Origin of the sequence: Kitasatospora cathayae, assembly GCF_027627435.1 — a bacterium.
Lineage (GTDB): Bacteria > Actinomycetota > Actinomycetes > Streptomycetales > Streptomycetaceae > Kitasatospora > Kitasatospora cathayae.
Genome location: NZ_CP115450.1, coordinates 4,071,247 through 4,090,000, shown reverse-complemented (window position 1 = coordinate 4,090,000; position 18,754 = coordinate 4,071,247). Strand labels below are relative to the sequence as shown.

The window sequence follows — 18,754 nt, the reverse complement described above, 5'->3', positions numbered from 1 at the left end:
CCTTCGGGTGAAGGGAAGTGGTGGAGCCGCCGGTCCAAGTCTGCAGTAGGTGAGCGATGGGGTGACGCAGGAAGGTAGTCCAGCCCGGGCGGTGGTTGTCCCGGGGTAAGGGTGTAGGACGTGGGGTAGGCAAATCCGCCTCACATATAGTCTGAGACCTGATGCCGAGCCGATTGTGGTGAAGTGGATGATCCTATGCTGTCGAGAAAAGCCTCTAGCGAGTTTCATGGCGGCCCGTACCCCAAACCGACTCAGGTGGTCAGGTAGAGAATACCGAGGCGTTCGGGTGAACTATGGTTAAGGAACTCGGCAAAATGCCCCCGTAACTTCGGGAGAAGGGGGGCCATTCCTGGTGACGGGCTTTGCGCCTTGAGCTGGGGGTGGCCGCAGAGACCAGCGAGAAGCGACTGTTTACTAAAAACACAGGTCCGTGCGAAGCCGTAAGGCGATGTATACGGACTGACGCCTGCCCGGTGCTGGAACGTTAAGGGGACCGGTTAGCTTAGTTTCGACTAGGCGAAGCTGAGAACTTAAGCGCCAGTAAACGGCGGTGGTAACTATAACCATCCTAAGGTAGCGAAATTCCTTGTCGGGTAAGTTCCGACCTGCACGAATGGCGTAACGACTTCTCGACTGTCTCAACCATAGGCCCGGTGAAATTGCATTACGAGTAAAGATGCTCGTTTCGCGCAGCAGGACGGAAAGACCCCGGGACCTTTACTATAGCTTGATATTGGTGTTCGGTTCGGCTTGTGTAGGATAGGTGGGAGACTGTGAAGCAGCAACGCCAGTTGTTGTGGAGTCGCCGTTGAAATACCACTCTGGTCGTGCTGGATGTCTAACCTGGGTCCGTGATCCGGATCAGGGACAGTGTCTGGTGGGTAGTTTAACTGGGGCGGTTGCCTCCTAAAGGGTAACGGAGGCGCCCAAAGGTTCCCTCAGCCTGGTTGGCAATCAGGTGTTGAGTGTAAGTGCACAAGGGAGCTTGACTGTGAGACTGACGGGTCGAGCAGGTACGAAAGTAGGGACTAGTGATCCGGCGGTGGCTTGTGGAAGCGCCGTCGCTCAACGGATAAAAGGTACCCCGGGGATAACAGGCTGATCTTCCCCAAGAGTCCATATCGACGGGATGGTTTGGCACCTCGATGTCGGCTCGTCGCATCCTGGGGCTGGAGTAGGTCCCAAGGGTTGGGCTGTTCGCCCATTAAAGCGGTACGCGAGCTGGGTTTAGAACGTCGTGAGACAGTTCGGTCCCTATCCGCTGTGCGCGTAGGAGTGTTGAGAAGGGCTGTCCCTAGTACGAGAGGACCGGGACGGACGAACCTCTGGTGTGCCAGTTGTTCTGCCAAGGGCATGGCTGGTTGGCTACGTTCGGGAGGGATAACCGCTGAAAGCATCTAAGCGGGAAGCCTGCTTCGAGATGAGCACTCCCACCTCCTTGAGAGGGTAAGGCTCCCAGTAGACGACTGGGTTGATAGGCCGGATATGGAAGCCCTGTGAGGGGTGGAGTTGACCGGTACTAATAGGCCGAGGGCTTGTCCTCAGTTGCTCGCGTCCACTGTGTTGTTCTGAAACAACGACTGCCTTGTCGGCGGGTCGACAGTTTCATAGTGTTTCGGTGGTCATAGCGTGAGGGAAACGCCCGGTTACATTCCGAACCCGGAAGCTAAGCCTCACAGCGCCGATGGTACTGCAGGGGGGACCCTGTGGGAGAGTAGGACGCCGCCGAACAATTCTTCAGAAAAGCCCCTGATCCGAAAAGGATCAGGGGCTTTTCGCATTTCGTTGACGTATCGTCAGTGCATGGACGATCAGACAGCGGTCATTGCGAGCAATGTGCTCCGCCCCGAGGAGCGCGACGGCGCCCTGCGTGTTCTGGCGGAGGCCCAGGCGGTCGACGGCCGGGCCGCCGTGTCCGAGCAGGGCCGGCTCCGGCTGCGGAACGCCGAGACGCCCCGCCCGGGTGTCACCCACTTCATCGGGAGCGAGAGCGGGTCCGTCGTCGGCTACGGCCAGCTCGAGGTTCCGGAGACTCCGAGCGCCAACCCCGCCGCCGAGCTGGTGATCGACCCGGCCGCCCGTGGCCGCGGCCTGGCCCGTCCGCTGGTCGACGCCGTACTGGCCCAGGCCCACCAGGCCGGGCGGGACGCGGTGGACTTCTGGGTGCACGGTGGTCACCCGGCGGCCCGGCACCTGGCCGGGGCGTACGGCGCCGAGCTGGTCCGCGAGCTGCGGCAGATGCGTCGTACCGGTCCGCAGACCGAGGCGGTGCCCGTTCCCGAGGGCGTCGAGCTCCGGACCTTCCGCCCGGGGGAGGACGACGCCGAGTGGCTGCGGCTGAACGCCCTGGCGTTCGCCCACCACCCGGAGCAGGGCTCCTGGACCGAGCAGGACCTGGCCGAGCGGATCGCCGAGCCCTGGTTCGACCCGGCCGGCTTCTTCCTCGCCACCCGGGGCGGCAAGGTGGTCGGCTTCCACTGGACCAAGGTGCACCCTGCCACCGCCACCGAGCCGGAGCTCGGCGAGGTGTACGTGGTCGGGGTGGACCCGGCGGAGCAGGGCAGCGGTCTGGGCCGCGTGCTGACCGCGGCGGGCCTGCGGCACCTGACCGGGTCAGGTGCCGGCGAGCGCGGACTGGCGACGGTCCTCCTTTACGTCGACGCCGACAATCCGGCCGCCGTGCGGGTATACGAGCGATTGGGATTCACCGTTCACGAGGTGGACCTCATGTACCGCGCCCGGTACCAGGCGGACCGGCCGACCCAGGCACCCGCCTAGACCCGGGCCCACACCCGAACCCGACTCGAACCCGAGCCCGAACCCACACTCGAACCCGAACCGGAAATCCAGGCCGGGAAGGCCCAGCCGTAACGGAGCGGTCGCGGGCGGGGGCGGAGAACGGCACCGCCCCTTGCTCCGACCGACTCAGCTTTCCTCCCGGCCATGCGGTGTTTACCGTGGATTCAATTGCTGCCGCGAAGATCACAGGATGAAGTCCGTAGTGTCTCGCTCGTGCAGAGTCGACCGCCATTCGTCGGCCGGTCCTGTACGGACCGCGCCCGGTGGGTGGGCGCTGTCTCCGGGGGCGACCCGGGGCGAGGACGACGGCCCGCAGAGCCATCCGCGTCCGGACGCCGTCCTGCTGGAGGAGCTGGAACCCATGAGCATCCCCCGCCCCGTCCCTGCCCCGCTGGCGCCCCCGGCCAGGATGTCCGGTGCGCTGGGCATCCCGCCGGAGCTGCCGGCCACGGACGAGCAGGAGTTCGAAGCACTGCCGCAGGGCCGCTTCCTGGACCGGGAGCGGAGCTGGCTGGCGTTCAACGAGCGGGTCCTGGAGCTGGCCGAGGACCCGGGGATCCCGCTGCTGGAGCGGGCGAAGTTCCTGGCGATCTTCGCCAGCAACCTGGACGAGTTCTTCATGGTCCGGGTGGCCGGTCTCAAGCGCCGGATCGCCACCGGCGTCGCCCAGCGCAGCGCATCGGGTCTGCAGCCGCGCGAGGTGCTGGACCTGATCTGGACCCGCTCGCGCGAGCTGATGGCCCGGCACGCCGCCGCGTTCCAGCAGGAAGTGCTGCCGGACCTCGCCGCCGAGGGCATCGAGGTGGTCCGCTGGCCGGAGCTGGCCGAGAAGGAGCAGGCCCGGCTGCACACCCTGTTCCGGCAGAAGATCTTCCCCGTGCTGACCCCGCTGGCCGTCGACCCGGCGCACCCCTTCCCGTACATATCGGGGCTCTCGCTCAACCTGGCCGTGGTGGTCCGCAACCCGGTGTCCGGCCACAAGCACTTCGCGCGGGTGAAGGTGCCGCAGTCGCTGGCCCGTTTCCTGGAGGCCTCCCCCCAGCGGTACGTCCCGCTGGAGGACGTCATGGGCGCGCACCTGGAGGAGCTCTTCCCGGGGATGGAGGTGCTGGCCCACCACGCCTTCCGGGTCACCCGCAACGAGGACCTGGAGGTGGAGGAGGACGACACCGAGAACATCCTCAAGGCCCTGGAGAAGGAGCTGATGCGGCGGCGCTTCGGCCCGCCGGTCCGGCTGGAGGTCGAGGAGTCGATCGACCCCTACATCCTGGACCTGCTGGTGCGGGAGCTGAACATCACCGAGGCGGAGGTCTTTCCGCTGCCCGGGCCGCTGGACCTGACCGGGCTGTTCGGGATCGCCGAGCTGGACCGCCCGGAGCTCAGGTACCCGAAGTTCGTGGCCGGTACGGCCCGCGGGCTGACCGACGTCGAGTCCGCCTCCCAGCCGGACATCTTCGCGGCGATGCGCGAGCGCGACGTCCTGCTGCACCACCCGTACGACAGCTTCTCCACCTCGGTGCAGGCCTTCCTGGAGCAGGCCGCGGCCGACCCGGACGTGCTGGCGATCAAGCAGACGCTGTACCGCACCTCCGGTGACTCGCCGATCGTGGACGCGCTGATCGACGCGGCCGAGTCCGGCAAGCAGGTGCTGGTCCTGGTCGAGATCAAGGCGCGCTTCGACGAGCAGGCCAACATCAAGTGGGCCCGCAAGCTGGAGGAGGCCGGCTGCCACGTGGTCTACGGCCTGGTCGGGCTGAAGACCCACTGCAAGCTGTCGCTGGTGGTCCGCCAGGAGGGCGACACCCTGCGCCGCTACTCGCACGTCGGCACCGGCAACTACCACCCGAAGACGGCCCGGCTGTACGAGGACATCGGCCTGCTCACCTCCGACCCGCAGGTCGGCGCGGACCTCTCCGACCTGTTCAACCGGCTGTCCGGTTACTCGCGCCGCGAGTCCTACCGCCGGCTGCTGACCGCCCCGCGCGGCCTGCGCGACGGGCTGGTCTCGCGGATCCACAACGAGATCGCCCACCACCGGGCGGGCCGGCCCGCGTACGTGAAGATCAAGGTCAACTCGATCGTCGACGAGGTCGTGATCGACGCGCTCTACCGGGCCTCGCAGGCCGGGGTGCCGGTGGACGTCTGGGTGCGCGGGATCTGCGCGATCCGGCCGGGGGTGCCGGGGCTGAGCGAGAACATCCGGGTGCGCAGCATCCTGGGGCGCTTCCTGGAGCACTCCCGGATCTTCGTGTTCGGCAACAACGGCGATCCCGAGGTGTGGATCGGCAGCGCCGACATGATGCACCGCAACCTGGACCGCCGGATCGAGGCCCTGATGCGGATCACCGATCCGGCGCACCGCGCGGAGCTGTCCGGGCTGATCGACCTCGGGGTGTCGGACGAGACCGAGTCCTGGCACCTGGGGCCGGACGGCGTCTGGGCCCGTCACCCGCAGGACTCCGAGGGCCGGCCGTTGCGGCACCTCCAGGACCTGCTGATCGACTCGCGCCAGCGCCGCCGGGCCGCCACCCCGCGTTGACGCGTCCACTGCTGCGAGCCGCCGGAGCGGGCGGGGCCCCCGGGACCCGAGGGGACCCGCCCGCTCCGGCGGTCGGCCACCAGCCCCGGGGAAGGGCCCCGGGGGAACGGGGATCAACCACGCCATGACCGATGCGCCGATGACGGCCCAGGCGGCCTCCACAGCGACCGCCGGGGACATCCTTTCCCGCCATCTCACCGCCCAGGCCGGGGCGTTCCTGCGCGCCCTGCCGCTCGCGGTGGGCGAGGTCGGCGCCAGACCGGGCTCAGCGGCCGCCGTCCCGTCGAGCGGCACCGCCGACCTGCTGCGGACGGTGCGCCGGATCGGCGGGCTGCTGCACACCTTCGGCGCCGTCTTCGAGCAGACCTGGGCGCAGGAGTCGCGCACCGAACTGCGCTGGCTGCTCAACCTGCTGGCGCTGGAGCCCGGTTACGTCCGGCGTTCGGCCCGGTTGCTGGGCGCGGTGGACTCGCTGAGCGGCACCGGTCCGGAGGGGACGGGCATGCTGGCCGGGCACGCGGGCGCCCCCAAGGCGCGGGCGCTGCTGGACCGGCAGCTGACCCTGGCCCGGACCAGGGCGCACTCCACCGTGCTGCAGGAACTCCGCTCGGCCCGGCTGCACGCGCTGGCGGACCGGATGACCCTGCTGGTCGGCGAGGCACCGCTGCTGGAGGCGGCGGGCGGCCGGGCGTCGGCGGTGCTGCTGCCGCAGGCGGCGGCCGCGTTCACCGCGCTGTCCACGAGCGCCCAGCAGTTGCCGCTGCAGCGGGCCGCGACGCCGTACGGCGGGGACGGGCTGCGCCGGCTGGGCGCGGTGCCCTCTCCCCTGCCCGCCCCCGGGGAGCGGGGGCCCGTCGCGCGGGTCGGGTCGGCGGACGCCGACACCGCGCTGGCGGCCGACGACGCGCCCTGGTCCCGGCTGCGGATCCTGGTGAAGCGGGCCCGGTACGCGCTGGAGGTGTGCGGCCGCCCGTCCTCCGAGCTGGACGAGCTGGACGCGGTGCTGGGCCGGCACCAGGAGGCGGCGGACGCCGCGGTCACCGCGGCCACCGCGGCGCGCACCCCGCGGATCACCCCCGCGACCGCCTACGTGCTGGGCGTGGTGCATGCTGATCAGCGACTGGAGGTGGAGGCGGCACGGTACGCCTTCGGCCGCCGGTGGCCCGAACTCCCGCCCGGCCTGGACGGCTGGCTGGAGATTCCCCCTGCCGAGGGCTGGGGGCATTCCCCCGCACCACGGACGGCCTGAATTGCACGATCGCCTGACCACCGGGCCGGCAGCGGACGCGACCGCGACCGGGTCAGCCGCAGCCGCGACCGGGCCGGCCGCCACCGGCCCGGGCCGTCCCCCGGTGGTGCTGGCGGCGGGCGCGGTGCTCTGGCTGCCCGGGAAGCCGAAGCCGAGCGGCCGGCTGGGCCGGCCGCGGGTCGCGGTGATCCACCGGCCGAAGTACGACGACTGGAGCCTGCCGAAGGGGAAGCTCGACCCGGGTGAGGGGGTGGTCGAGGCGGCGCTGCGCGAGGTGCGGGAGGAGACCGGCTTCCACTGCCTGCTCGGCCCGGAGCTGCCCGCCCAGCACTACCTGGCGCAGGGCCGTCCGAAGGAGGTCCGGTACTGGGCGGCGGTGCCGACCGGCGGGGCCTTCCGGCCGAACCGCGAGGTCGACCGGCTGGAGTGGCTGCCGGCGGGCAAGGCCCGGGCGCGGCTGACCCACGACCGCGACCGGTTGCTGGTGGACGCCCTGCTGGTGATCCTGGGAGCGAAGCCCGTACGGACGAGGTAGGAGCCGCGGGTGGAGGAACGGCGGAAGTGATCTCCCTGCGCCCTCGCCGTGACGCAACCGTTACTACGTGACGTAGTTTCCTGTCATCCGTTCGAGGTTCACTCCCCGTTCACTTGCGACCGGCTGACGCGTCACCTACCCGGCCTAACTTCGGGACCACCGGAGGGCCGAACGGGCCCCGGACCACAGCAAAACCCGCGCCCGGCCGTATCCGTACGGCCCGCGCGACGGGCAATGCCACAGAAAGGGACACCCCTGTGAAGCTCCAGCGGAACGGCCGCTCCAAGGCCCTCGCCATCGGTGCCATGGCGCTCGTCAGCTCGCTGTCGCTCGCGGCCTGCGGGTCGGACAACAACAACACCACCACGGCGTCCGGCGGCTCCAGCGGCTCCTCCGCGGCCGGTGCCGCGGTCAACTGTGGCAAGGCCGGCACGCTGCTCGGCGCCGGTTCCACCGCGCAGGCCCCGGCGATCGACGTGTGGAAGACCAACTTCGGCGCCGCCTGCTCCGGCACCACGGTCAACTACAGCGGCGGCGGCTCCGGTGCCGGCGTCCAGCAGTTCAACCAGGGCAAGGTCGCCTTCGCCGGCTCCGACTTCGCCCTGAAGGCCGCCGACGTCGACGCCTCCAAGGCCGTCTGCACCGGTGGCAAGGCGATCGACCTGCCGATGGTGGCCGGCCTGGTCTCGCTGGTCTACAACGTCGACAACGTCGACAACCTGGTCCTGGACGGCCCGACCGCCGCCAAGATCTTCGACTCGCAGATCACCAAGTGGAACGACCCGGCCATCGCCGCCCTGAACCCGGGCGCCAAGCTGCCGGACGCCGAGATCCAGACCTTCCACCGGTCGGACGACTCCGGCACCACCTTCAACCTGACCTCCTACTTCGCCAAGACCTCCGGCGGCGCCTGGAGCGCCGAGCCGAGCAAGGCGTGGAAGGGCAAGGGCGGCCAGTCCGCGAACGGCAGCGCCGGCGTCTCCGCCCAGATCAAGCAGGTCAAGAACTCGATCGGCTACGCCGAGCTGTCCTACGCCCAGACCAACAACCTGAAGAGCGCCAAGATCGCCACCGGCGCCGCTCAGCCGGTCGAGGCGACCGCCGCCAACGCGGCGAACACCATCGCCTCCTCCACCGTGTCCGGCACCGACGGCGACCTCGCCCTCTCCCTGGACTACGGCACCAAGGCCGACAACGCCTACCCGATCGTCCTGGTGACCTACGAGATCGCCTGCGACAAGGGCAACAAGGCCGAGACCCTGGACACCCTCAAGTCCTTCTTCAACTACACCATCAGCGACGCCGCCCAGAAGTCGATCGGCGACAAGGGCTACGTCCCGATGCCGGCCGCGATCGGCGACAAGGTCAAGACCGCCGTCGGCGCCCTGGCCTGACCCGACAGGACCCCCGGTGGGACGGCCCCGTGAGCGAGGGGGGCAGGGGCCGTCCCACCGGAGCACCACCATCCAGCACCAACGTCCGGGGCACCGCCGCCATGGTGCCGTCCCCCTTCCGGGGCGGCGCCACCAGACCGGAGTAGACCAATGACTTCATCCTCCCCTGCCGCCCCGCGAGGCAGGGAACGCCGACCGCGCGACAGCCGGGTCGGCGACAAGATCTTCATGAACCTCGCCCGCGGTGCGGGCGTCCTGCTGCTGGTCATCATGGCCGCGATCGCCGGCTTCCTGGCCTGGCGCTCGGGCATGGCGCTCAGCAACGACAACGGCAACTTCCTCACCACCTTCGAGTGGACGCCGGACGCCCCGAAGCCGGTCTTCGGCATCGCCGTCCTGGCCTTCGGGACGATCGTCAGCGCCCTCATCGCGATGGTGATCGCCGTCCCCGTGGCCATCGGGATCGCGCTGTTCATCTCGCACTACGCGCCGCGGCGGATCGCCCAGCCGTTCGCCTACCTGGTCGACCTGCTCGCCGCCGTCCCCAGCATCGTCTACGGCCTCTGGGGCGCGCTGTTCCTCGTCCCGCACATGGACGGGCTGACCAGCTGGCTCAACCAGTACCTGGGCTGGACGTACCTCTTCGACCAGACCAGGACCGGCACCCCGCGCAACCTGTTCACCGTCGGCATCCTGCTGGCGATCATGATCCTGCCGATCATCACCGCGGTCTCCCGCGAGGTGTTCCGCCAGGTGCCGCGGATGCACGAGGAGGCGGCGCTCGCGCTCGGCGCGACCCGCTGGGAGATGATCCGCACCGCGGTGCTGCCGTTCGGCCGCCCCGGCATCATCTCGGCGTCCATGCTCGGCCTCGGCCGGGCGCTCGGCGAGACCATCGCGGTCGCCGTGGTGCTCTCCGCCAACAGCGTGCTGTCGCTGCACATCCTGGACGCGGGCGGCGGCACCTTCGCGCAGAACATCGCGCTGAAGTTCGCCGAGGCCGGCAACAACGGCCGCGACGCGTTGATGGCCTCCGGCCTCGTCCTGTTCGTCATCACCCTGCTGGTGAACGGTGCCGCGCGACTGATCATCGCCCGCCGCAAGGAGTACTCGGGGGCCAACGCGTGAGCGAGCGAAGCGAGCGAACCATCGAGAGGTGCGAGTTGTGCGAATGCGCCCTGACGAGCGAAGCGAGGAAGGCCGCGTGAGCACCCTCACCACCGTCCCCGAGGACGCCCGGCCGCAGGTCGGTCCGATGCTGACCGCCAACCGGCTGCCCCGGTGGACCCCGGCCGTCGTCGCCGCCGGCTCGATCGCGGTCGGCTGCGGGATCGGCGCCGCGGCCGGCCTGCGGAGCCACCTGCAGTGGGGACTGATCTCGGCCCTGCTGTTCCTGGTGGGCGGCTACCTGATCTCGGCCCGGGTCGAGGGCCGGCGCCAGGCCAAGGACCGGTTCGCCACCTCGGTGGTCTGGGTCGCCTTCATCCTCGCCGTCGTGCCGCTGGTCTCGCTGACCGTCTACACGATCCAGCAGGGCATCGGCGTGGTGAACGGGAACTTCCTGAGCCACTCGATGAAGGGCGTGATCCAGTCCGGCCCCGGCGGCGGCATCTACCACGCGCTGCTCGGCACCCTCCAGCAGGTCGCCCTGGCCACCCTGATGGCCGCCCCGCTGGGCCTGCTGACCGCCGTCTACCTGGTCGAGTACGGTCGCGGCCGGCTCGCCAAGGCCGTCACCTTCTTCGTCGACGTCATGACGGGCGTCCCGTCGATCGTCGCCGGTCTGTTCATCCTCTCGCTGTGGAACCTCGCGCTGGGCTTCAGCTACTCCGGCTTCTCGGGCAGCCTCGCGCTGGCGATCCTGATGATCCCGGTCGTGGTCCGCTCCACCGAGGAGATGCTCAAGCTCGTCCCGAACGAGCTGCGCGAGGCCTCGTACGCCCTCGGCGTGCCGAAGTGGAAGACCATCCTGCGGATCGTCCTCCCCACCGCCATCGGCGGCATCACCACCGGCGTGATGCTCGCGGTCGCCCGCATCACGGGCGAGACCGCCCCGGTGATGATGCTGGTGTTCGGCGCCGACTACATCAACAGCAACCCGTTCGACGGACCGCAGCAGTCCCTGCCGATGTACATCTGGCAGCAGTACTCGGTGGTCAACAACGACTTCGGCTACGCCCGCGCCTGGGGCGCCGCGCTGGTGCTGATCGCCTTCGTGATGGGGCTCAACCTCATCGCCCGGGGCATCGCACGCTGGCGCTCGCCCAAGGGCGGACACTGAGCGACCGACTGACGCACGAAGACAGACGAGAGAAGCAACGATCATGGCCAAGCGCATCGACGTCAGCGGACTGTCGGCCTACTACGGCACCACCAAGGCCATCGAGGACATCTCGATGAGCATCGAACCCCGCTCGGTGACCGCCTTCATCGGCCCCTCCGGCTGCGGCAAGTCCACCTTCCTGCGCACCCTCAACCGGATGCACGAGGTGATCCCCGGCGCCCGGGTCGAGGGCAAGGTCCTCCTGGACGACGAGAACCTGTACGCCTCCAACGTCGACCCGGTCGCCGTGCGCCGCTCCATCGGCATGGTCTTCCAGCGCCCGAACCCGTTCCCGACCATGTCGATCTACGACAACGTGGTCGCCGGGCTCAAGCTCGCCGGCGTGAAGAAGAAGTCCGTCCTGGACGACGTGGTGGAGCGCTCGCTGAAGGGCGCCAACCTCTGGAAGGAGGTCCACAACCGGCTGAACAAGCCGGGGGCCGGCCTCTCCGGCGGTCAGCAGCAGCGCCTGTGCATCGCCCGCGCCATCGCGGTCGAGCCGCAGGTCCTGCTGATGGACGAGCCCTGCTCCGCGCTCGACCCGATCTCCACCCTCGCCATCGAGGACCTGATCGGCGAGCTGAAGTCGCAGTTCACCATCGTCATCGTGACCCACAACATGCAGCAGGCGGCCCGCGTCAGCGACCGCACCGCCTTCTTCAACCTGGCCGGCGTCGGCCAGCCGGGCAAGCTGATCGAGCTGGACGACACCCAGCGGATCTTCTCCAACCCGTCGGTGCAGGCGACCGAGGACTACATCTCCGGCCGCTTCGGCTGAGCCGGACCCCAGCTGTCCCGCGGTGCTGCATGGCGGTGCCGCCGCGGGGCATGAAGAAGGGCCCGCCCCCGAGATGTGGGGGCGGGCCCTGCTGTGTTTTCGCCCGCTCGCCTCCGGGACGCTTCGGGTCCGGTGCCGACGGTCGGCGCTCCGGCGCTCGTGCCTCGCTTGTCGCTTCTCCCTTTCGGCACCGGCGCGCCCCTTCGGCTCGGGGCGGGGGTTCGCCCGCTCGCCTCCGGGACGCTTCGGGTCCGGTGCCGACGGTCGGCGCTCCGGCGCTCGTGCCTCGCTTGTCGCTTCTCCCTTTCGGCACCGGCGCGGCCCTTCGGCTCAGGGCGGGGCCGTCCGGGGCTCAGCCCCAGAACAGGTGGACGAACCAGTACACCAGCGCTGCGACGATGGCGGCCGCCGGCATCGTGATGAACCAGCCGAGCACGATGTTCTTCGCGACGCCCCAGCGCACCGCGCGGATCCGCTTGGTGGCCCCCGCGCCCATGATCGCCGCGGTGATCACGTGGGTGGTGGAGATCGGCGCCTTGAAGACGAACGACGTGATGTACATGACCGCCGAGGAGGTGGCCTCGGCCGCGAAGCCCTGCGGCGGGTCCAGCTCGATGATCTTGCGGCCGAGTGTCCGCATGATCCGCCAGCCGCCCGCGTAGGTGCCCAGCGAGAGCATGGTCGCGCAGGAGATCTTCACCCAGACCGGGATGTCGCCGGTGGTCTGGTGGCCGGAGATGGTGAGCGCCATCACCACGATGCCCATGGTCTTCTGGGCGTCCTGCAGGCCGTGCGCCAGCGCCATCGCGGCGGCCGAGGCGGTCTGGGCGACCCGGAAGTTGCGCTTGGCGCGGTGCGGGTTGGCCCGGCGGAAGATCCACAGGATCGCCAGCATCACCAGGAAGCCGCCGATCAGGCCGACCACCGGCGAGACGACCATCGGGATCACGATCTTGTCGATCACCCCGCTCCAGATCACGTCGATCCCGCCGGCCAGCGCCGCGCCCACCATGCCGCCGAACAGCGCGTGCGAGGAGGAGGACGGCAGACCGAAGTACCAGGTGACCAGGTTCCAGGCGATCGCGCCGACCAGGGCGGCGAACAGGATCGCCATCCCCTGGTTGCCACTGGGGGTCTCGATGATCCCCTTGGAGACGGTGTGCGCCACCCCGCTGCCCAGGAAGGCACCGGCCAGGTTCATCACCGCGGCCATCGCGAGCGCGGCCTTGGGGGTCAGTGCCCGGGTGGAGACCGACGTGGCGATCGCGTTCGCCGAGTCGTGGAAGCCGTTGGTGTACGTGAAGAAGAACGCAACGCCGATGACGGCGATGAGTGCAGCCATGTCCACGAGGGTCAGGACTCCTTGACGGCGATGGTCTCCACCGTGTTGGCGACGTGCTCGAACGCGTCCGCCGCCTCCTCAAGGACGTCCACGACCTGCTTGAGCTTGAGCACCTCGATGGCGTCGTACTGGCCGGAGAACAGGTGGGCGAGCAGCTTGCGGTGGATCTGGTCGGCCTGGTTCTCCAGCCGGTTGACCTCGATCCAGTACTCGGTGAGGTTGGACATGCTGCGCAGGTTCGGCATCGCCTCGGCGGTGAGTTCCGCGGCGCGCGCCAGCACCTCGATCTGCTGCTCGATGCCCTTCGGCAGGGTCTGGATGTCGTAGAGGACGACCAGGTCGACCGCCTCCTCCATGAAGTCCATGATGTCGTCCAGCGACGAGGCGAGGCTGTAGATGTCCTCGCGGTCGAAGGGCGTGATGAAGGAGGAGTTCAGCTGGTGGAAGACGGCATGGGTGGTGTCGTCCCCGGCGTGCTCGGCGGCGCGCATGCGCTCGACGATCTCCGCGCGGGCCGACACGTCTGATCCCAGCAGTTCCAGCAGGAGCTTCGATCCGACGACGAGGTTCTCCGCGGCCGCGGCGAACATGTCGTAGAAACTCGTCTCCTTCGGGGTCAGGCTAAAACGCACGGAAATCTCCGATGTGCGGGGTAGGGACTGAACGATGCTAGGTGCAACCGAGCGCGATCGCGCAAACGGGGTGGTGAGCAGGGAGGCGGAACCTCCCCTTCCGTTCGGCTGCCGAACCGGCCGACCCGGACCGCACGGCCATGTGCGGACGTGATTCCCCAGTCTGACGGAACCTCGCCCCGAACGCCCCCGTCCTGCGTGCACGGGACCGGGGCGCCGCTCAGACGGGTGAACCCCGCCGCGACCCCCACCAGGCCCTTCGGCACATGCCGGGTGGGCCGTCGGAACACCACGGAAGGCCCGGGTGTTGGACACTGGTGGCCGACGCAGCCACCAGGCACTCAGACGAAGGCGGGCCGATGACCACGACGCAAGCGCGCACCGAGCCGGACGACGGGCCCGGGACCGACCCGCACGCCGGCACCCCCGCCGCCGCGCACGGGAACGGGCACGGCCCGCACGGCTACAGCGCGCAGAAGGACGCCCACCTCAAGCGGCTGCGCCGGATCGAGGGCCAGATCCGCGGCCTCCAGCGGATGGTCGACGAGGACGTCTACTGCATCGACGTGCTCACCCAGGTCTCGGCCAGCACCAAGGCCCTGCAGTCCTTCGCGCTGTCCCTCCTCGAGGAGCACCTGCGGCACTGCGTCGCCGCGGCCGCCGAACAGGGCGGCGTCGAGCTGGACGCCAAGGTGGCGGAGGCCTCGGCCGCGATCGGCCGACTGCTGCGCAGCTGAACCCGCCCGCCGCACGGCCCGCCCCGGGGCGACCGTCAGCCGTCGCCCTCCCGCTCGGTCCGGGCCGGGTCCACCCGGTCCAGCAGCACCTCGTCGATCCGTTCGGTCGGCAGCCGGTCACCGGCGCTGGCCGTCGCGGCGATCATCAGCTCGCCGGCCAGCTCGATCTCGTCGAGGGCCGCGTCGTCGTGGCCACCGCTGCGGCCGCCCGTGGACGACACCACCTGCACCACCCCTTCAGTGCCTCGCCAGCCCGGGCGGCAGCCACCCGACGTCCAGCCTAGGCACTCCGGGGCCCGTCCACATGGCACGGACGGGCCATCTCGGCGCCGCCGAAACGGGTGGCCGTCGCTCCCCGCACGGCCACCCGCCCCGGCGGCGCCCCGTCTCGCCCCGGCGCCGGAGCACTGCCGAGGGCTACTTCGGGCTCTCCGAGGGCTTCATCTGGTAGATGTCCGAGGCCGCCGGCTCGGCCGCCTCGACCGGCTTGCCGTAGTCCGACAGCGAGGTGGTCGAGGTGACCTTCACCTGGTCCTTGGCCTCCTTCGACCCCGCCACCCCGGCGAAGGTGAACACCTCGACCACCTTGTGCAGCCGGCCCTGGTCGTCCAGCCAGGCGTCGTACGGGACCTCCTTGACGGTGAAGGTCTGCCCGCCCATCCGCAGGCCGTCCCCGCCCCGGCCACCGGTGGCGTCGGCCGCCTTGGCCAGGTCCAGGGTGCCCCGGTAGTGGTGCAGCGGGGTGCCGTCCACGGTCTCGGTGCCGACCAGCTCGGCCTTCTGCACCCCGCGCAGCGCGCCCGCCGCCGAGGCCGGGTCGGTGGCGCCGCTGCTCACCAGGTTGCCGTCCGGCAGCTGGCGCACGTCCAGCTTGACCCACTTGCCCGCGGGCACCTTGGCCCCGCTGTTCTGCAGGTAGACGGTGCCCGGCAGGACCACCTCGACGATCTTCCCGGTGGTCGCCGCGCCCGGCGGCACCTGGACCTCCAGCCGGCCGATCCGCTTCACGTAGTCGTAGCCGCCGCTCCCGCTGAAGGAGGCCTTCTTGTCGGCGGACTCGGTGACCAGTTCGGTGGCGGCGTGCGCGGAGCCGGTGCGGCCGGTGATGTCGGCGGCGTCGCGCACCGCCTTCAGCGGGTCGGCGGCCAGCTGGTCGGGGACGGCCGACTGCTGGTCGGCGGAGCCGCCGCCGGAGTGGCCCGAGCAACCGGCGGCTCCCGCGGCCAGGGCGGCGGCGAACAGGGCGGCCCCGGCCGCCGAGCGCAGGTGCGGCCCCGGACGGCGCGCTGGCCGCCCGGTTCGCTGCTGGTCGGTCATCTTCATCCTCGCGACAACCCCCTCGGGCCCGACTGCCCCACCGGACACCCCCGGGTGGGCAGAGCTCTTTCCGGGCAAACGAGTTGAACCGCGAAGGGTTACGGGCGCCGGCGGAGCCGGGGCGTCGCGCACCGGCCGTCCGGCGCGTTACGGTGAACCACGTGCACAGTGAGCTGCCGACCGTCCCCGGCACCACCCCGATGCCCGAGCACCGCGCCGAGATCAGCGAACGCGGGTCCTTCGCCTTCGCGACCTGCAGCTGCGGCTGGTACTCCGCCGCTCGCCGCTCCCGCGACCTGGCCCGCCGCGAGGCGGCCGACCACGTCGCCGAGTACGGCGGCGACGCGGCGCCCTAGGACCCGGGTCGGGCGGTCCGGCCGGTCAGGCCGCCAGGTCCGACTCCGGCGGCTGCTCCTCGGAGCGCACCGCGCCCCGCCCGCGTCGACGGCCGCGCGGGACGGTGCCGCGGGCCGCCGTACCGCCGCGCTCCGGCGCCCGGATCAGCGGGGCGACCGCCGTCCGGCTCAGCGCGTGGCAGAACGGGACCAGCACCGCCATCGCGATCGGCGCCAGCAGCAGCACCACGGCGACGGCGAGGGCGAAGCCGCCGATCACGTCGGTCGGGTAGTGGACGCCCATGAACATCCGGCAGAAGCCCTGCAGCAGGGCCAGGCCCCCGGCGATCCAGCCCAGCTTCCGGTTCACCAGGAACAGCGAGACCGCGACGGCCATCGTCATGGTCGAGTGGTCGCTGACGAAGGAGTGGGTGCCGGCCTTGCCGTCCACCAGCACCAGCAGCCCGGGGTGGTCGACGAAGGGCCGCGGCCGGTCCACGATCGCGGCGATCGGCAGGTTGGCCAGCTCGGCGACGGCCACCGAGAGCGGCACCCAGAGCAGCCCGGCGATCGCCACCGGCGCGTCCGGGCGGCGCCTGGCCTGCAGCCAGCCCACCAGCCCGAGCATCGCGAGGCCGATCAGGATGCCGTACTCGCCGATCCACGAGACCAGGTGGTCCAGCCACTGCGGGGAGCGCTTGGCCAGGCCGTTGACGGCGTAGAGCAGGCCGAGGTCGGGGTTGGTCGTGTCGGCAAGCGGCGTCGACACGCCGCACCTCCTTCTGGTCCGCTGCACCTGTTCGTTTTCCGCCGGGCCCGCCCGGCGCGGAAAGCTGACGAGGGGCCATCGGACCCAACGTCATCGCCGGGACACAGCGTTCCACGGAAACGCGGGGTTATGGAAACTTGACTCAGCGTCCACAGCCCGCACACAGATCGACGGACGACTCAGCCGGTCCCGCCGGTTCCACCGGTGTTGTCGAACCGGCTCGGAGCCGTCGGGGCGGCCGCGGCGGCGGCCGCGGGGTTGGCGGTCGCCGCCGGGGTGGTCGGCGCCGTGGTGCCCGGGCGGCTCGGCGGGTTGACCGCGCCGTTGCCGTTGTGGTCGCGGGTCGGCAGTGCCTGGGCGCCGTCCGAGGTGACCCGGGTCGCTCCGATGTACTCCTTGGTGTCGATCTTGTCGTAGCGGATCACCGCCCCGGTGTGAGGCGCGTTGATCATGTAGCCGCCGCCGACGTAGATCCCGACGTGGTGGATGCTCCGCGGATCGCTCAGGTCCGTCGCGAAGAACACCAGGTCGCCCGGCCGCAGCTGATCGCGCGACGGGTGCGGCCCGGCGTACCACTGGTCGTTGGCCACCCGGGGCAGGTCGATGCCCACGGAGGCGAACGCGCGGAGGGTGAGCCCGGAGCAGTCGAACTGCCCGTTCTGCGAGGCCAGGCCCTCACCGCCCCACAAGTACGGCGTGCCGAGCTTGGTCTGGGCGTAGTAGATCGCGCCGGCCGACTGGGCGGACACCTCCACCGGCGCGGTCTGGGCGGTGAAACTGCGGGCCATCGCCTGGATGTTCCGCACGTAGCCCTGGGTCTCCTTGTACGGCGGGACGCCCTGGTTCTTCGTCACCGCGTACGGGCCGGCGTTGTACGCGGCCAGCATGTTGGCCTGCGGGTCGCCCGGTACGCCGGCGACGTCCTTGGCCAGCGCGCAGTCGTACACCGCCGCGGTGGCGATCGCGTCGTACGGGTTCCAGACGTCCTTCTTGCCGTCCCCGTCACCGTCCGTGGCGTACACCGGCCAGGTGCCCGGCATGAACTGCGCCATTCCCTGTGCCCCGACCGGGGATTGGGCCTTGGGATCAAAACCGCTTTCCTGGTACAGCTGCGCCGCGAGCATCGGCGGGGAGATCTCCGGGCAGAACGAGCCCCACTTCTGGAACGCGTCCTGGTAGGCCGCCGGGACGGTTCCGGGAGAGAGGGCGGAACGATTCGCCGACTGCTGCGGCGTCCCACTTGCCGCATACGTCCCCATCGTCACCAGGCCGAGGAATCCGAACGCGACAACTCCCGCCGCAGCGGCGGCCGTACCGGCCCTCCGGAGTACCATCAGCACCATCCCGACGAATCGTCAGTCGAAGTGTCCCGGAAGGCGTTGCTCACCGCAATCATCAGAGATACAAAGAGTGAGCGCTATCCTTCGTACGGTGGACATCCTCGCGTACGTGTCCGACGCCTCACGACCAATCCGCGAGAAGTAGCCAAGTCGACATCAGATCTGGCCAAGAATAGGCACCGACCCTTCGCGCGGGCGGGGTCCGGGCCCTTGAATTTGCCTGATCGGGCGGTGAGATGGAAATGAACCTGAGCAGCGTGCACACCTATGCGGTCGGCCACCTGGCCGATGACCCCCCCAAGAAGCCGAGCATCGACACCATCATCGGTGGGATCGCCCCGGACTGGGGGCCGTTCGCGAGCCTCGGGTCGGAGGCCCGGGTGATGGTCGAGGTCATCATGGCCGTCGCCATCCTGGTCTGCCTCGGCATCGCGGTCTGGGGCGCGGCCAAACAGCGGATCGGTGCGACCGCGATGCGCGACAGCTTCGGCGCCGAACAGGGCAAGGGGCTGATCATCGCCGGGCTGACCGGCGTGTTCATCATCGGATCACTCGGCACACTGTTCACCATTGTCTACGGCATGGCGATCTGACGATAGGACAGCAGTGACCCGGCCCGCCTGAGGGCAGGCTCCCGCCCGGATCTCCCCAGTGGCCGACCAGCC

Annotated in this window: 17 protein-coding genes and 2 rRNA genes (1 of these 19 cut by a window edge); 13 read left to right on the top strand and 6 right to left on the bottom strand. The window is 69.9% G+C overall.

Going from position 1 to position 18,754, the window contains the following annotated elements:
- The 10 genes from O1G21_RS18070 to pstB all read left to right on the top strand — a co-directional run.
- Positions 1-1,543, top strand: a 23S ribosomal RNA gene (locus tag O1G21_RS18070) (it extends 1,577 nt beyond the left edge of the window).
- A gap of 71 nt (positions 1,544-1,614) precedes the next feature.
- A 5S ribosomal RNA gene (gene rrf, locus O1G21_RS18065) occupies positions 1,615-1,731 on the top strand.
- Between the two features lie 72 nt (positions 1,732-1,803).
- Positions 1,804-2,778, top strand: coding sequence for a mycothiol synthase (mshD, locus tag O1G21_RS18060; RefSeq protein ID WP_270145091.1), 975 nt, complete (start codon positions 1,804-1,806; stop codon positions 2,776-2,778).
- A 382-nt stretch (positions 2,779-3,160) separates the two neighbouring features.
- A complete protein-coding gene (locus tag O1G21_RS18055; protein WP_270145089.1) occupies positions 3,161-5,338 on the top strand; it encodes an RNA degradosome polyphosphate kinase in 2,178 nt (725 codons plus the stop codon).
- A 124-nt stretch (positions 5,339-5,462) separates the two neighbouring features.
- The gene (locus tag O1G21_RS18050; RefSeq protein ID WP_270145087.1) at positions 5,463-6,587 is read left to right on the top strand and encodes a CHAD domain-containing protein; all 1,125 of its coding nucleotides are present in this window, start codon (positions 5,463-5,465) and stop codon (positions 6,585-6,587) included.
- A 103-nt stretch (positions 6,588-6,690) separates the two neighbouring features.
- On the top strand, positions 6,691-7,122 hold the full coding sequence (locus O1G21_RS18045) for an NUDIX hydrolase (protein ID WP_405000816.1): 432 nt from the start codon (positions 6,691-6,693) through the stop codon (positions 7,120-7,122).
- A gap of 257 nt (positions 7,123-7,379) precedes the next feature.
- Positions 7,380-8,516, top strand: coding sequence for a phosphate ABC transporter substrate-binding protein PstS (gene pstS, locus O1G21_RS18040; RefSeq protein ID WP_270145085.1), 1,137 nt, complete (start codon positions 7,380-7,382; stop codon positions 8,514-8,516).
- Between the two features lie 150 nt (positions 8,517-8,666).
- On the top strand, positions 8,667-9,644 hold the full coding sequence (pstC, locus tag O1G21_RS18035) for a phosphate ABC transporter permease subunit PstC (protein WP_270145083.1): 978 nt from the start codon (positions 8,667-8,669) through the stop codon (positions 9,642-9,644).
- Between the two features lie 127 nt (positions 9,645-9,771).
- Positions 9,772-10,797 carry a phosphate ABC transporter permease PstA gene (gene pstA, locus O1G21_RS18030; RefSeq protein ID WP_270151088.1) on the top strand — a complete coding sequence of 342 codons (1,026 nt, stop codon included), beginning with the start codon at positions 9,772-9,774 and terminating at the stop codon, positions 10,795-10,797.
- 43 nt (positions 10,798-10,840) lie between these two features.
- A complete protein-coding gene (gene pstB, locus O1G21_RS18025) occupies positions 10,841-11,617 on the top strand; it encodes a phosphate ABC transporter ATP-binding protein PstB (protein WP_270145081.1) in 777 nt (258 codons plus the stop codon).
- Positions 11,618-11,969: 352 nt separating this feature from the next.
- Here pstB and O1G21_RS18020 read toward each other — a convergent pair whose 3' ends face one another.
- Positions 11,970-12,965, bottom strand: coding sequence for an inorganic phosphate transporter (locus O1G21_RS18020; protein WP_270145078.1), 996 nt, complete (start codon positions 12,963-12,965; stop codon positions 11,970-11,972).
- Between the two features lie 5 nt (positions 12,966-12,970).
- Entirely contained in the window at positions 12,971-13,591 is a 621-nt protein-coding gene (locus O1G21_RS18015) for a DUF47 domain-containing protein (protein ID WP_030059626.1), read from the bottom strand.
- A gap of 359 nt (positions 13,592-13,950) precedes the next feature.
- Between O1G21_RS18015 and O1G21_RS18010 the strand changes: the two genes are divergently transcribed.
- Complete coding sequence (locus O1G21_RS18010) at positions 13,951-14,328, top strand: metal-sensitive transcriptional regulator (RefSeq protein WP_270145075.1); 378 nt, start codon at positions 13,951-13,953, stop codon at positions 14,326-14,328.
- Positions 14,329-14,363: 35 nt separating this feature from the next.
- Here O1G21_RS18010 and O1G21_RS18005 read toward each other — a convergent pair whose 3' ends face one another.
- On the bottom strand, positions 14,364-14,552 hold the full coding sequence (locus tag O1G21_RS18005) for a hypothetical protein (protein ID WP_405000664.1): 189 nt from the start codon (positions 14,550-14,552) through the stop codon (positions 14,364-14,366).
- Between the two features lie 193 nt (positions 14,553-14,745).
- The gene (locus tag O1G21_RS18000; protein WP_270145073.1) at positions 14,746-15,645 is read right to left on the bottom strand and encodes a hypothetical protein; all 900 of its coding nucleotides are present in this window, start codon (positions 15,643-15,645) and stop codon (positions 14,746-14,748) included.
- A 161-nt stretch (positions 15,646-15,806) separates the two neighbouring features.
- On the opposite strand from O1G21_RS18000, the gene O1G21_RS17995 reads away from it, so the two are divergent.
- Entirely contained in the window at positions 15,807-16,001 is a 195-nt protein-coding gene (locus O1G21_RS17995) for a hypothetical protein (protein WP_270151503.1), read from the top strand.
- 25 nt (positions 16,002-16,026) lie between these two features.
- On the opposite strand, the gene O1G21_RS17990 is transcribed toward O1G21_RS17995, so the two are convergent.
- Positions 16,027-16,749, bottom strand: coding sequence for a phosphatase PAP2 family protein (locus O1G21_RS17990; protein ID WP_270145071.1), 723 nt, complete (start codon positions 16,747-16,749; stop codon positions 16,027-16,029).
- A 179-nt stretch (positions 16,750-16,928) separates the two neighbouring features.
- Entirely contained in the window at positions 16,929-18,083 is a 1,155-nt protein-coding gene (locus tag O1G21_RS17985; protein WP_270145068.1) for a C40 family peptidase, read from the bottom strand.
- Between the two features lie 248 nt (positions 18,084-18,331).
- Here O1G21_RS17985 and O1G21_RS17980 point away from each other — a divergent pair, with 248 nt between their 5' ends.
- Positions 18,332-18,682 carry a hypothetical protein gene (locus O1G21_RS17980; protein ID WP_387624880.1) on the top strand — a complete coding sequence of 117 codons (351 nt, stop codon included), beginning with the start codon at positions 18,332-18,334 and terminating at the stop codon, positions 18,680-18,682.
- The last annotated feature ends 72 nt before the right edge of the window (positions 18,683-18,754 follow it).

What these genes read in the sequence shown, in the direction of transcription:
- mshD (WP_270145091.1), top strand. Translation starts at nt 1,804, where the DNA reads ATGGACGATCAGACAGCGGTCATTGCGAGCAATGTGCTCCGCCCCGAG.
- O1G21_RS18055 (WP_270145089.1), top strand. Translation starts at nt 3,161, where the DNA reads ATGAGCATCCCCCGCCCCGTCCCTGCCCCGCTGGCGCCCCCGGCCAGG.
- O1G21_RS18050 (WP_270145087.1), top strand. Translation starts at nt 5,463, where the DNA reads ATGACCGATGCGCCGATGACGGCCCAGGCGGCCTCCACAGCGACCGCC.
- pstC (WP_270145083.1), top strand. Translation starts at nt 8,667, where the DNA reads ATGACTTCATCCTCCCCTGCCGCCCCGCGAGGCAGGGAACGCCGACCG.
- pstA (WP_270151088.1), top strand. Translation starts at nt 9,772, where the DNA reads ATGCTGACCGCCAACCGGCTGCCCCGGTGGACCCCGGCCGTCGTCGCC.
- pstB (WP_270145081.1), top strand. Translation starts at nt 10,841, where the DNA reads ATGGCCAAGCGCATCGACGTCAGCGGACTGTCGGCCTACTACGGCACC.
- O1G21_RS18010 (WP_270145075.1), top strand. Translation starts at nt 13,951, where the DNA reads ATGACCACGACGCAAGCGCGCACCGAGCCGGACGACGGGCCCGGGACC.
- O1G21_RS18000 (WP_270145073.1), bottom strand. Translation starts at nt 15,645, where the DNA reads ATGACCGACCAGCAGCGAACCGGGCGGCCAGCGCGCCGTCCGGGGCCG.
- O1G21_RS17985 (WP_270145068.1), bottom strand. Translation starts at nt 18,083, where the DNA reads ATGGTACTCCGGAGGGCCGGTACGGCCGCCGCTGCGGCGGGAGTTGTC.
- O1G21_RS17980 (WP_387624880.1), top strand. Translation starts at nt 18,332, where the DNA reads ATGAACCTGAGCAGCGTGCACACCTATGCGGTCGGCCACCTGGCCGAT.